Raw genomic sequence first — 13,042 nt, 5'->3', positions numbered from 1 at the left:
GCGACGCCACCCCTGCCGGGGAGCGGCCGGTTTGATGGGCATCGCGCGCTCTGTCAGGCTGACCCGGTGAGGATTCTCCACGTCAGCGACTGCTACCTGCCGCGGCTCGGAGGCATCGAGGTGCAGGTCGCGGATCTCGTCAGGGCGCAGCGTGAGGCGGGCCACCAGGTGGAGGTGGTGACGGCGACGCCGGGGGAGCCGCTGCCCGGCGTGCACCGGGTGGTCGCGAACCTCCCGTTCGACCTGCCGGTGCACCCGCGCGGGACCGCCCACCTGCTCCGGATCATGGCGAGCGGGCGGTACGACGTCGCGCACGTCCACACCGGGGCCGTCTCGCCGTTCGCGTGGATGGGGGTGCGGGCGGCGGTGCGGGCCGGGCTCCCGGTGGTCGCGACCGTGCACAGCATGTGGGACCCGGTCACCCGGGGGATGTACCGGGCGCTGCAGGGCGCCTTCGGCTGGCGGCGCTGGGGGCTGGTCGTCAGCGCGGTCAGCGAGGCCGCCGCCCGGCCCATCCGCGACGTGGCGGGTCCGCGCGTGCCGGTGCAGGTCGTCTCGAACGGGCTCGACGTGACCTCCTGGCGGCCCGGGCCGGGGAAGGGGCCCGTGGACGGCCCCGTCGACTGCTCGGTGGACGGCTTGGCGGACGGGGCCGTGCACGTGGTCGCGGTGGGCAGACTGGCGCCGCGCAAGCAGCCGCTGCGGCTGCTCAAGCTGCTGGAGGCGGCGCGCGCGCGGGTGCCGGGGGACATCGCGATGCGCGCGACGATCGTGGGGGACGGCCCCGCCCGCGGGCGGATGGAGCGTTATCTGCGGGAGCGGCGGATGGGCTGGGTGTCCCTGCCGGGCAGGTACACACGGGAGCAGATCAGGGCGTTGCTGGCCGTGGCCGACGTGTTCGTCGCCCCGGCCCCGCGCGAGTCGTTCGGGCTGGCCGCGCTGGAGGCCCGCGCGGCCGGGGTGCCGGTCGTGGCACGGGCGCAGAGCGGCGTGGCCGACTTCGTCAGTCCCGGCAAGGAGGGCCTGCTGGGCCGTACCTTCGACGACCTGGTGGCCTCGGTCGTCCGGCTGACCCGCGACTCCGCCCTGCGGCAGTCGATCGCCGAGCACAACCGGGAGACCGAGCCGGTCAGGTGTTCCTGGCCCGCGGTGCTGGAGGGCTTCGCCCGCTGCTACGAGCTGGCCAGGGGCTGACCGAAGCCGCGTTCAGAACGGGAGGACCCTTCCCGAGGGGGTGCGCAGGTCGACCGGGGCTGGCGTTCTCGGCGGCCGCGGTCGCTGCACGATCTGCACCTTCTTCATCCGGCCCTCCTTTCGGCGGTGTCCGCTCGGCTGGTGCCGTCATGATTCCCATGATTTGGCCAGGATTACCCTCCGTGCGTCAGTTCTTGTTCTTGTAACATCCGCCGTCCGGTCACCCCGGCGTCTCCCGCCGCCGCGGAGGGCCTGGCGCGGGCCGGGGCCGGGGATGTGAACGCTCACTCACCGGCGGGCGGCTCGTGATCTATCTGATAAGGACGGGGTGCTCGATTTGGCGGCGATTAGCGAGCGCCGTCTCGATGTGCTGTTCCATGGCCCGCGCGCGATCGTGATCACCCTGCCGGGAGCTGGCGGAGGCGAGATCGCGAACCACCCGCAGCACCGCCGCCGCGACTTCCTGCAGATGTGTTTCCCGGTGCCAGTTCCCGCTGAGCGGGTCCAGGCCGAGGACATTCAGCATGGCCCGGGCCGAGCGGCATTCCCGCGCCGCCCTCTCGCGGTCTCCGGCTGCCAGTGCGGCGTTGCCGTCGGCCACCGCCGCGTGGACGGCGGCCAGGGCCTGCGGCACGTTCAGGTCGCTGTCCATCGCCGCGCTGAACTGCGCGGGAAGGGAGGAGGGAAGGGGAGCGGCGGCGTCGGAGCCCACCCGCATCACGAACCTCTCGACGCGCCGGTAGGCCGCGGCCGCCTCGTCCAGGGCGTCGAGGCTGAATTCCACCGGAGACCGGTAATGGGCGGCCGCCAGGTAATAGCGGAGTTCGGCCGGCCGTACGCGGTCGAGCAGGGCCGGGAGGGCCAGCGGGTTGCGCAGGCGTTTACGCACTTTCTCGCCGCCCTGGGTGACCGGTCCGTTATGCAGCCAGAATCGCGCGAAGGCGTCTCCGGCGGCCCGTGACTGGGCCATCTCGTTCTCGTGGTGCGGGAATATGAGATTGGCTCCGCCGCCGTGGATGTCGAATTCCGTGCCGAGATATCGGCGGGCCATCGCGGAACATTCCAGATGCCACCCCGGGCGCCCCTCGCCCCAGGGTGAGTGCCACACCGGCTCGCCGGGCTTGGCACTCTTCCACAACGCGAAATCACGCGGGTCGCGTTTTCCGCGTTCGTGTTCCTCGGCCGCCCGGAGATGCCGGGCCTGCTGCCGCGAAAGGGACCCGTAATGTGGATAGGAGTCGACCGAGAAATAGACGTTGCCGTCGGCCTCGTAGGCGTGCCCGGCCGCCACGAGTTCCTCGATCATCTCGACCATCTCGGGGATGTGCCCGGTCGCCCGTGGCTCCACGCTGGGAGGAAGGCAGCCCAGTGCGGCGTAGGCGCGGACGAAGGCGCGGTGCACGGGATCGGTGATCCGCCACCAGGGAATTCCCTCGGAAAGCGACCTGCCGATTATCTTGTCCTCGATGTCGGTGACGTTACGGCAGAGCAGGACCTCGTATCCGCTGCTTTTCAGCCAGCGGTGCAGAATATCGAAGTTCACCTGCGACCTGAGCTGTCCCACATGCGGCGGAACGACGACGGTGGGGCCGCAGAGATAAATCGACACCTTTCCGGGAATTCGGGGGACGAAATCGCGGACGGCGCGGCGATGCGTATCGTAAAGGCGAAGACCCACCTAGCCGAGGGTAAGCGACTTATCCGCTCGCTGTCGATAGTGCGGGCCGACCCGGGTTCGCACACCGGGAAATGTCGATTGTGAGGGCGGGTGAGGGTGGGGGAATAAGGACGTCTCGCCCGCTCGTTGCCGCTGCCATGGAGCCGACGAAACGGGGCCGTGTCCGGGTGGAGCCGACGGCCAAGCGCGTGCGCGTCTATGTCGAGGGCCTGCCGGTGGCCGACACCACCCGCGCCCTGATGGTCTGGGAGGTTCCCTACTACCCGACGTACTACTTCCCGGTGGAGGACGTCCGCATGGACGCGCTCAAGGCCACCGGCGAGACGCGGCACTCGCCGAGCAGGGGCGACGCGCCGGTCCACGACGTGGCCGGCAGGCCGGGCGCCGCCGTCGTCCACGGCGACGACGCGCCGCTGCCGGAGATCCGCGGGCACGTCCGCTTCGACTGGGACGCGATGGACAACTGGTTCGAGGAGGACGAGGAGGTCTTCGTCCACGCCCGCGACCCCTACACCCGGGTGGACGTCCTGGCCGCTTCGCGCCACGTCCGGGTGGAGGTGGGAGGCGTCACCGTCGCCGACTCGCGCAGTCCCCGCATCCTGTTCGAGACCGGCCTGCCCCCGCGGTACTACCTGCCCAAGACCGACGTGCGGCTGGACCTGCTGCGGCCGTCGGAGACCGTGACGCGCTGCCCGTACAAGGGGCGGGCGGAGTACTGGTCGGTCGGCGAGGACGAGCGGGGCAGGGACCTCGTCTGGTCCTATCCCACCCCGCTCCCGGAGTCCCAGAAGATCGCCGGACTGGTCGCCTTCTACGACGAGAAGGTGGACGTCTACATCGACGGCGTTCTCCAGCCCCGCCCGAAGACCAAGTTCGCCTGACCCAGCACGGCGGGCGGGGGTGCTGGTCCGGCCGGACGGGACCGTCGCGCGGGCGGGGGACCGCTGCGCCGGGGGCCGGCCCGGCCGGCGCGCCGTCCCACTGGTTCGTCCCCGCGGTGCCGTCCGGCCGGCGTCGGGTCAGCGTCGGATCAGCGGCGGATGACGTGCAGGACGCTGGCGATGCGCTCGGCGGCGGTGACGACGTCCGAGGCGTGGCCGATGCGGCCCGCCCAGGACAGCCAGTACCACCACTCGCCGTCGCTGGCGTTGGACGCCAGCACGTCCTCGGCCATCGTGGGCTCCATGGGGTTGATGACACGCAGACGCGGGTAGAGGCCTGCCGGCGCGGTCAGGCGTACCTGGAACGAGTGAGCCTCGAGCTGGGCCGCGAGCCGCTCCAGATGGTCCATCGCCGCGCTTCGGTCTACCGTCGTCATCGTCGCCTCCGGGGAACGTCAGGACCTATCACCGGAAAGGGTGAACCCGCTACGACACCCCGGCAATCGTCCGGATCCCGCGAAACCGCGCAATAACCAGGGAACTCACCCCGATTCCGTGGAACGCACACGGGTTCCCGGCCACGAACGCATAACAGTCGCAGGGGGTTGGGTGCCTGCTCCTTTACGTTGGGGAAACAACCGTAAACGGGGACTCTGCACAAACGGAGGGCGTGTCCATGGCCCGCGGAGAGCACTCACCCGCTTGCGCGCGACGCTGGCGCGAACAGGCGCAGATACGGCAGTGGACGCTGTGGCAGACCGTCCAGGCGATCCACGGGTGCTGCGGCGTGAGCCTGCTGAAGGCCCACCGGCTCGGGCGCGGCTGGTCGGCCCGGCAGGCCATCGAGGAGCTGGAGCACCTGTGCGACCAGCAGGACCTCGGGCACCCGCACGCGAGCATCGACCTGCTGAACGCCTGGGAGAACAACCGGGCCCGCCCCCGCCCGCAGACGATCGACCTGCTGGCCCGTTTGTACCGTGCCAACGCCGTGCGGCTCGGCCTCGCCGCCGACTACTGCGAGGACACGGGCGGGCAGCGTATCGTCGTCGTGGGGCCCGGACAGACCGGTGAGCAGGCCCGCACCGAGGACCTGACCGCCGACGACGCCGAGCGCCGGGCGCTGTTCCACCAGGCGATGCTGCTGGGCACGCCGAACGGCCGGTTCTTCGCCGAGGTCGAGGGCATCCGTCACGAGCTCGACCGCACCCTCGCCCAGGGCACGGTGAACGAGGACCAGCTCGACCGGCTGGACGAGCAGGTCCTGCGTTACCGCCGTGAGTACATGACGACCCCGCCGATGCCCATGCTCTGCCGCGTCATGCTGGAGATCTCCGACGTGCGCCGGCTGAGCGCCGCCCGCCAGCCGTCCTCGGTGCAGCGCCGCCTGCTCACGGCGACCACGATGCTCACCCTGCTCGCCGCCGACGCGCTGATGAAGCTGGGCGACACGCGCCAGGCCCACGCGTGGTACGGCACCGCCCGCGCCGCCTCCGACGATGTGGGCGACCTGCGGCTGCGCGCGCTGGTCCGCGCCCAGCAGACGATGCTCCTCTACTACTACGGCGATCTGAACGAGACCGTCCGGCTGGCCCGCGAGGCGCGGATGCTGGCCGGCTCGGCGCCCAGCTCCCCGGCGGCGCTGGCGGCGGCGGCCGAGGCCCGCGCGCTGGCCAGGATGGGAGACGGCAAGGCGGCCAGGATCGCGCTCGCCGAGGCCGAGCAGATCTTCGCCCGGATGCGCGGCATGAGCCAGGACGACCTGGCCTTCGTCTTCACCGAGAAGCGGATGACGTTCTACCGCACCGGGACCCTGATCGAGCTGGGGGACGCCCAGAAGATCCAGGGGATGGACACGTTCCCGCCGGGCTTCCAGACGATCGACCCGGCGCTGATCCTGCTCGACCAGGCGAGCCACCTCGCGAGGACCGGCGACCACGAGGAGGCCTGCCGGATCGCGGCCGAGGCGCTGCGGCAGGTGCCGGCCGAGCACCGCACCTCGATCGTGGTGACCCGGGCCAGGGCTCTGCTCGCGGACGCCGATCCCGCTCTGCCCGCCGTACGGCGCCTGCGGCAGGTGCTGGCCGAGTCGTCGCCCGCGCTCGTGCTGAGCGGGCTGTTCCCGTCCGCAGAGAACGCCTGACGCCGTCGTGAGGACCTCCGGCATGAGGATCATGGAACGCCCGTCGCTGGCCGAGGAGGCGTTCGAGGTCCTGCGCGAGGTCTGCGCGCGGATCGGCGTGGACGCGCGCGGCGCGCAACTCATGCGGCTGCGCAGCAACGCCGTCTTCAAGCTGCGCGCGAACGCCGCCGGTGGCGGCGCGGCGGCCGGGGAGATGGTGGTGCGGATCGCGACGGCGCCGGACGCGCTGACCCGCCTGCCGGTGGTCCTGGCGGTCGCCCGCTGGCTCGCCGACCGGGGCTTCCCGACCGTGCGGCCGGTCGACGAGATTCCCGGCCAGCCCATCGTCCACGAGGGCCGGGCGGTGACCTTCTGGCGGTACGTCCCCTCCTGGGGCCGTCCGACCACCCGGCAGCTCGGCCGGGTGCTGCGCAGCCTCCACCGTGAGCCGGTGCCGCCGATGGGGCTGCGGGCGCTCACCGACCCGCTCGCCGAGGTGCGGCACGCGGTGGAGCAGCGGGCCGAGGTGCTCACTCCCGGGCAGCGCTCCTGGCTGAGAGACCGCATCGAGGAGCTCACCGGGCGCTGGCGCGACCTGGACACCGGCGCGCCGGTGCTGCTGCACGGCGACGCGTGGATCGACAACCTGCTGCGCCGCCAGGACGGGCACGTCGTGCTGTGCGACTGGGACGGCGTGGCCGTCGGGCCGCGCGAGTGGGACCTGGTGCACACCTATCACGGGCAGCGCCGCTTCGGGCTGTCGACGGACGACGTGGACGGCTTCGCCCATGCGTACGGCTCCGACCTTCGGCAGTGGCCGGGCTACGGCACGCTCATGGAGGTGCGGGACATGTACGCCGTGGGCATCCACATCCGCAACGCCGCCGGAGACCCGTTCTCGCGCCAGGAGTTGCCCCGCCGGCTCGACTCGCTCACGCGCGGTGACGGCCACGCCCGCTGGTACATGGCGGCACCGGCATAGCCTCAGGTAATCGCGGGTACTGTCCGTACAGGCTGTGAGTGTCGCAGTGGACGATTTCCAAAAACGTGGTCTGTGAAAAGCGCACCCGGGTTGTTCCCGGCGGCGGGCGTGCGTGCCATTCCAGCGTCCCACGCGGATGGGCGACGATTCCGCTACGCAGCCTCATGCTCCCGACCTGGGAACATGGTGCGGCTTCCAAGAAGGAGAAGCAGTTGTCTGAAGGCACTGTCAAGTGGTTCAACTCGGAAAAGGGCTTCGGTTTCATCGCTCCGGACGACGGCACCGCTGACGTGTTCGTTCATTATTCGGCGATAACGTCGAACGGTTATCGTACGCTGGACCAGAACCAGCGGGTCAGTTACGTGACCGTTCAGGGCACCAAGGGACCGCAGGCCGAACAGGTCACGCCGCTGTAGATCGTGACCCTCGGTGACGGTGCGGCCGTGAGCGGCCGCACGAGCGGTACCGCGTCGGCCCGCGCCGTTCCGGCGGCGCGGGCCCGATGTTTTGCCGTTCCTTTGCCGGGAAGCGGGAACGGTCATGAGACTCAGCATGACCTCCGACCTCTGGTGGAAGAACGCGGTCGTGTACTGCCTCGACATCGAGACCTTCGCCGACGGCAACGGCGACGGGATCGGCGACTTCCGGGGCGCGATCCAGCGCATCGACCACCTGGACAGGATGGGTGTCACGTGCATCTGGCTGATGCCGTTCTTCCCGACCCCTGACAAGGACGACGGGTACGACATCACCGACTTCTACAACGTCGACCCGCGCCTGGGGACGCTCGGCGACTTCGTCGAGTTCATGCGGGTGGCCAGGGACCGCGGCATCAGGGTCATCGCCGACCTCGTGGTCAACCACACCTCCGACCAGCATCCCTGGTTCAAGGAGGCGCGTTCCAGCCGGGACTCCCGCTACCGCGACTGGTACATCTGGTCGGACAAGCCGGAGCCGGACGACCCCCAGGGCGTCGTGTTCCCCGACAAGGAGGACAGCCTCTGGGAGTACGACGAGAAGACCGAGCAGTACTACTACCACCGGTTCTACCGGTTCCAGCCCGACCTGAACACGGCCAACCCCGAGGTGCAGGACGAGATCTCCCGCATCCTCGGCTTCTGGATGGAGCTCGGCCTGTCGGGGTTCCGGGTGGACGCCGTGCCGTTCCTCATCGAGCAGGTCACCGACAGCGGTGACGACCTGCCCGACCCGCACGAGTTCTTCGCCTGCCTGCGGGCGTTCCTCAGCCGCCGCGACGGCAGCGCGATCCTGCTCGGCGAGGTCAACCTGCCGTACCCGGACCTCGTGAAGTACTTCGGCAACGACCTCGGCGACGAGCTCACCATGTGCTTCGACTTCATCAGCATGCAGCGGACGTACCTGTCGCTCGCGCGCGAGGACGCCCGGCCGCTCGCCGCCGCGCTGCGGGAGCGGCCCAACCCGCCCAGGGACAGCCAGTGGGCGACGTTCATGCGCAACCACGACGAGCTCACGCTCGACAAGCTCAGCGACTCCGAACGCGAGGAGGTCTTCGCGGCGTTCGGCCCGGACAAGGACATGCAGGTGTTCGGGCGTGGCCTGCGGCGCCGCCTGCCGACGATGCTCGGCGGCGACCTGGAGCGGATCAAGATGGTCTACAGCCTGCTGTTCTCCCTGCCGGGCACACCCGTGCTCTTCTACGGCGAGGAGATCGGCATGGGGGAGAACCTGGAGATCGAGGGCCGTCTCGCTGTACGGACGCCCATGCAGTGGACCCCGCACCGCAACGGCGGCTTCAGCGACGCCGATCCCTCCAAGGTGAGCATCCCCATGCCGAAGGGCGACTTCGGCCCCGAGAAGGTGAACGTCAGCGCCCAGGAACGCGACCCCGACTCCCTCCTGGCGTGGATCACCCGCCTGATCCGGCACTACCGCGACTGCCCCGAGTTCGCCTGGGGGAAGTACACCGTGCTCGACACGGGCGTGGACGCGGTGTTCGCGCACCGCGCGGACTGCGACGGCGAGACGGTCGTCGCCGTGCACAACCTCGGCGACGCCGAGACCGAGGTGGAGCTCACGCTGGAGGGGTTCGACTCGTCGAAGGTGCTGACCGACCTGCTCGTGGACGGCCGGATCGAGATCGACGACTCGGGCAGGGTCGGTTTCCCCATGGGCCGGTACGGCTGCCGCTGGTTCCGGGCCTCCGCCCCCGAGACCGCCCCCGCCGACTCCGCAGACCCTTCCTAGGGGACGCCTCAGGGGCGGCTCCGGTGGATCTCCGATGGGCCGCCGCCATCCCCATGGCCACAGTGAGGAGCCATGGGGATGGTCTTGGGATACACGCTGGTCGCCGCCGGCGCCGCCGTGATGTTCGTGCTTCATCTGACGGCGGGGCTCGACCCGCTGACGGACATGATCAGCGAGTACGCCTTCGCGCCGCACGGCCTGCTGCTGCCCGTCTCGCTGACGCTGCTCGCGGCCGGCTCCGCCGTGCTCGCCGTACGGCTGGCGCGGCTGGACCGGCGCCCGGCCCTGCTGGTCGGCGTGTGGAGCGGCTGCCTGCTGCTGGTCGCCGGGTTCCCGACCGACCGGCCGGGGCTGTCGCTGTCGGTGTCCGGGGGCATCCACCGCTACGCGGCGTTCGCCGCGTTCGTCAGTCTTCCGCTGGCCGGGCTGCTCGTCGCCAGGGCCACCCGGTCGCGGCCGGTCCGGCTGCTGTGCGCGGTCGCGCTCGGGTCGCTCGTCCTGGTGGTCGTGCCGTACGCCCTCCGCGCGCTGGGCCTCGACCCCGGCATGGTGCCCGCCGGTCTCACGCAGCGCCTGACCGTCGTCTCGGAGGTGGCGGCGCTGCTGGTGATGGCGGCCTCAGCCGCCGCAGCTCAGGTACGCGAAGGCGCCGGAGCGGACCTTGTAGGAGTCCCGCACCCGGGTCCGGCCCGTCTCGGTGTCGACCTTCAGGACGGTCACCACGTCGCGGGATCCCCGCGACCGCACCAGGTGCAGGGTCACCTCGTGCCCGCCGGTCCAGTCGATCATGTCGAGCGCGGCGTCCTTCGGCAGGGAGAAGCGGACCGAGCCCGTCGCCTGGTCGGTCGCGACGTCGTAGAAGCGCAGCCGCGCCTTCTCGCCGAGGCCGGTGACGTAGGCGACCGTGCGGTCGTCGGCGGACAGCCCCCATGGGCCGTTGTTGGCCACGATCTGGGGCGGGACGGCGGCGGCCAGTTCGGCGCCCGTGTCGTCGTGGACGGCCAGCCCGATGGTGTTCTCGTCGCCGGCCCGCTGCAGGAGGACGGCCGAGCCGTCCCCGCTGAAGCCGGCGAACCCGTCCGTCTCCGGGGTGGTGCCGGTCGCGCTCGCCCGCGCCACGTCGAACAGGCGGACCCGGGTGTGGCCGTCCCCCGTGGTGTAGCCGAGGGCGAGGCGGTCGCCGTCCTGGGAGAGCTTCAGCCAGGCCGCGTTCATGCCGACGCCGCGCGGCAGCGGATTCCTCGGCATCACGCGGACGCCGCCCTGAACCCCGCCGTGGAACTCGCGTACCACGAGCCGGTGGTCGGACGTGCGGAAGTAGGCCACCGACTCGCCGTCGCCGCTGACGGTGAGCGGGGCGCTGTTGGTCCTGTCGGGCCTGCCCTTGGCGGTCAGCGGCCACAGCATGGCGTCCTTGAGCGCGACCCGCCTGCCGTCGAGCAGGTCCAGCCGCCAGGTGTGGCAGGGCGTCGCGGTGCCGTCCTTGCGCGGGCAGGAGTCCACCGACGCGTAGCGGATCGTGTGGTGGACCGTGTCTTGGGAGGCCCGCGCCTGCGCGGCGGCGGCGGTGGCGGGTGCTGCCGCCGGGATGGCCAGTGCCGGGACGGCCAGCATGGTCAGGGCGAGGCCGGTCAGTCCCCGTGTGATCGGCCGGGTGGGGTGCCGCATGATCATCTCCTTTCCGGGATGTCATGCATTGGACCCGCCCGGGACCCGGCCGGTTCTGTCACGTGTTGATATCGGCCTGCCGGTGGTCGAGGGTCTCCAGCGCGTCCTCGACGGCACGGTGGAAGGTCGGATAGGCGTACATCATGTGCCGCAGCCGTGCGGTGGGGATCTCGTTCTGCACCGCCACCACGAGCGCGCCGAGGACCTCGCCGCCCGCCGGACCGCTGCTGGTGGCACCGACGAGCACCCCGCGCCGCGCGTCCTCGACCAGCTTGACCAGGCCCTCGTGCCCCGGCCCGTGGATCCAGCCCCGCGCCGAGTCGCCGAGGGCGGCGAACCCCACCCGCACCTCGACGCCGGCCTCCCGGGCCTCCCGCTCGGTCATGCCGACCGCGCCGACCTCCGGGTCGGTGAACGTGACGCGCGGCACCGCGCGGTAGTCGGCGGCGGGTCCGCCCTCGCCGAGGATGTCGCGGGCGGCGATCCTGCCCTGGTAGACGGCGACGTGCGTGTAGGCGCCGCGGCCGGTCACGTCGCCCACCGCCCAGACGCCGTCGCCGGCCCGCATCCGCTCGTCCACTTCGACGAACCGGGCCTTCTCGTCCAGACCGGCGTTCCCGGCGCCGATCGCCGCCAGGTCGACGCTGCGCCCGGTCGCCACCAGCAGGTGTGCGGCGCGCAGGATCCGGCCGTCGCCGAGCGTCAGCGCGAAGCCGTCACCGTCGTGCCGCACCCGTTCGACGGCGACGCCGGTGTGCGTCTCGACGCGTTCCCCGGCGAACACGCGGGCCAGCAGCGCGCCCGCCTCCGGCTCCTCGCGGGGCAGCAGGCGGCCGGCGCCCTCCACGATCGTGACCCGGGCGCCGAACCGGGCGAAGACCTGGGCGAGCTCGCAGCCGATCGCTCCGCCGCCGAGCACGATCAGCGACTCGGGCACCCGCCGCGCCACGACGGCGTCCCGGTTGGTCCAGTACGGCGTGCCCTCCAGGCCGTCGATCGGCGGAACGGCGGGAGTGGTGCCGGTGGCGACGACGATCCCCCGCCGGGCACGCAGCCTGCGGCCGTCCACGGTCACCTCGCGCGGGCCGGTGATCCGGCCGCGGCCGCGGACGACCTCGACTCCGGCGCTCTCGAAGTGCTCGGCCCTGTCGGCGTCGCTCCAGTCGTCGGTGCCCTCCCCGGTGATCCGGTCGATCACCGGGGTCCAGGCCGGGGTCACCCGGACCGGCCCGCCCCCTCCTCACGCGGTCGTCAGATGAGGCCCAGCGCCTTGACGGCGTCGCGCTCCTCCACCAGCTCGCCGACCGAGGCGTCGATCCGCTCGCGGGAGAACGCGTCGATCTCCAGACCCTGGACGATCTCCCAGCGGCCGTTCCTGGACACGACGGGGAAGGACGAGATGAGGCCCTCCGGCACGCCGTACGAGCCGTCGGACGGCACCGCGGCGGAGGTCCAGTCGCCCTCGGGCGTGCCGTTCACCCAGTCGTGCACGTGGTCGATCGCCGCGTTGGCCGCCGACGCGGCCGAGGACGCGCCGCGCGCCTCGATGATCGCCGCGCCGCGCTTGGCGACGGTCGGGATGAAGGTGTCGCGCAGCCACTCCTCCTCGACGAGCTCGGCCGCGACCTTGCCGCCGACCTCGGTGTGGAAGAGGTCCGGGTACTGCGTCGCGGAGTGGTTGCCCCAGATCGTCATCTTGCTGATCTCGGTCACCGGGACGCTCAGCTTGCCGGCGAGCTGCGACAGCGCGCGGTTGTGGTCGAGGCGGGTCATCGCGGTGAACCGCTCGGCCGGCACGTCGGGAGCGGCGGACCGCGCGATGAGCGCGTTGGTGTTGGCCGGGTTGCCCACGACGAGCACGCGGATGTCGTCGGCGGCGTTGTCGTTGATGGCCCTGCCCTGCGGGCCGAAGATCCCGCCGTTGGCCTCGAGCAGGTCGCCGCGCTCCATGCCCTTCGTACGGGGGCGGGCGCCGACGAGCAGCGCGACGTTGGCGCCGTCGAAGGCCCGGGCCGGGTCGTCGGAGATCTCGATGCCGCGCAGCAGCGGGAACGCGCAGTCGTCGAGCTCCATCGCCGTGCCCTCGGCCGCCTTCACGGCCTGCGGGATCTCCAGGAGGCTGAGCTTCACCGGGGTGTCGGCCCCGAGAAGCTGGCCCGAGGCGACGCGGAACAGCAGCGCGTAACCGATCTGGCCGGCCGCGCCGGTGACGGTCACTTTGACGGTCATGACGATCCCCATTCGCGATATGTGTGACTCACGGATGCTACCCGCCGGACCCCGTCCCCTCGTGA

The 13,042-nt window shown here is 71.4% G+C and carries 11 protein-coding genes and 1 pseudogene; 7 read left to right on the top strand and 5 right to left on the bottom strand.

The features are described from left to right. Nucleotides 1-66 precede the first annotated feature (66 nt). Nucleotides 67-1,194 (top strand): glycosyltransferase family 4 protein, encoded by a 1,128-nt coding sequence (locus HHX33_RS06955; protein ID WP_182873863.1) that lies wholly within the window; start codon nucleotides 67-69, stop codon nucleotides 1,192-1,194. A gap of 310 nt (nucleotides 1,195-1,504) precedes the next feature. Here HHX33_RS06955 and cysS read toward each other — a convergent pair whose 3' ends face one another. Further along, nucleotides 1,505-2,872 (bottom strand): cysteine--tRNA ligase, encoded by a 1,368-nt coding sequence (gene cysS / locus HHX33_RS06950; RefSeq protein WP_182873862.1) that lies wholly within the window; start codon nucleotides 2,870-2,872, stop codon nucleotides 1,505-1,507. 188 nt (nucleotides 2,873-3,060) lie between these two features. Here cysS and HHX33_RS06945 point away from each other — a divergent pair, with 188 nt between their 5' ends. After that, on the top strand, nucleotides 3,061-3,753 hold the full coding sequence (locus HHX33_RS06945) for a DUF427 domain-containing protein (protein ID WP_310741249.1): 693 nt from the start codon (nucleotides 3,061-3,063) through the stop codon (nucleotides 3,751-3,753). Between the two features lie 149 nt (nucleotides 3,754-3,902). Here HHX33_RS06945 and HHX33_RS06940 read toward each other — a convergent pair whose 3' ends face one another. Next, nucleotides 3,903-4,190 (bottom strand): hypothetical protein, encoded by a 288-nt coding sequence (locus HHX33_RS06940; protein WP_117408619.1) that lies wholly within the window; start codon nucleotides 4,188-4,190, stop codon nucleotides 3,903-3,905. Nucleotides 4,191-4,429: 239 nt separating this feature from the next. Here HHX33_RS06940 and HHX33_RS06935 point away from each other — a divergent pair, with 239 nt between their 5' ends. The 5 genes and pseudogenes from HHX33_RS06935 to HHX33_RS37670 form a co-directional block, all read left to right on the top strand. Further along, entirely contained in the window at nucleotides 4,430-5,893 is a 1,464-nt protein-coding gene (locus tag HHX33_RS06935; protein WP_182873860.1) for an XRE family transcriptional regulator, read from the top strand. 22 nt (nucleotides 5,894-5,915) lie between these two features. Further along, on the top strand, nucleotides 5,916-6,854 hold the full coding sequence (locus HHX33_RS06930; protein WP_244302188.1) for a phosphotransferase enzyme family protein: 939 nt from the start codon (nucleotides 5,916-5,918) through the stop codon (nucleotides 6,852-6,854). Between the two features lie 212 nt (nucleotides 6,855-7,066). Beyond that, the gene (locus tag HHX33_RS06925) at nucleotides 7,067-7,270 is read left to right on the top strand and encodes a cold-shock protein (protein WP_117408627.1); all 204 of its coding nucleotides are present in this window, start codon (nucleotides 7,067-7,069) and stop codon (nucleotides 7,268-7,270) included. A gap of 124 nt (nucleotides 7,271-7,394) precedes the next feature. Beyond that, a complete protein-coding gene (locus HHX33_RS06920; protein WP_182873859.1) occupies nucleotides 7,395-9,080 on the top strand; it encodes an alpha-amylase family protein in 1,686 nt (561 codons plus the stop codon). Nucleotides 9,081-9,152: 72 nt separating this feature from the next. After that, nucleotides 9,153-9,638 (top strand): annotated as a pseudogene (locus tag HHX33_RS37670) (DUF998 domain-containing protein); the annotation flags it as partial. Between the two features lie 60 nt (nucleotides 9,639-9,698). Here the strand turns inward: HHX33_RS37670 and HHX33_RS35660 are convergent. The 3 genes from HHX33_RS35660 to HHX33_RS06900 are packed head-to-tail and all read right to left on the bottom strand — an operon-like array spanning nucleotide 9,699 to nucleotide 12,977. After that, nucleotides 9,699-10,748, bottom strand: coding sequence for a hypothetical protein (locus HHX33_RS35660; RefSeq protein ID WP_182873858.1), 1,050 nt, complete (start codon nucleotides 10,746-10,748; stop codon nucleotides 9,699-9,701). A 58-nt stretch (nucleotides 10,749-10,806) separates the two neighbouring features. Then, a complete protein-coding gene (locus HHX33_RS06905) occupies nucleotides 10,807-11,967 on the bottom strand; it encodes a dihydrolipoyl dehydrogenase family protein (protein WP_182873857.1) in 1,161 nt (386 codons plus the stop codon). A 32-nt stretch (nucleotides 11,968-11,999) separates the two neighbouring features. Continuing rightward, nucleotides 12,000-12,977: a malate dehydrogenase gene (locus HHX33_RS06900; protein ID WP_117408628.1), complete on the bottom strand. Its 978-nt coding sequence runs from the start codon at nucleotides 12,975-12,977 to the stop codon at nucleotides 12,000-12,002. Between the last annotated feature and the right edge of the window lie 65 nt (nucleotides 12,978-13,042).

Origin of the sequence: Microbispora sp. H10670 (genome assembly GCF_014161385.1) — a bacterium.
GTDB lineage: Bacteria > Actinomycetota > Actinomycetes > Streptosporangiales > Streptosporangiaceae > Microbispora > Microbispora triticiradicis.
The sequence above is the reverse complement of the archived record's forward strand: the minus strand, read 5'-3'. Positions and strand labels throughout refer to the sequence as shown.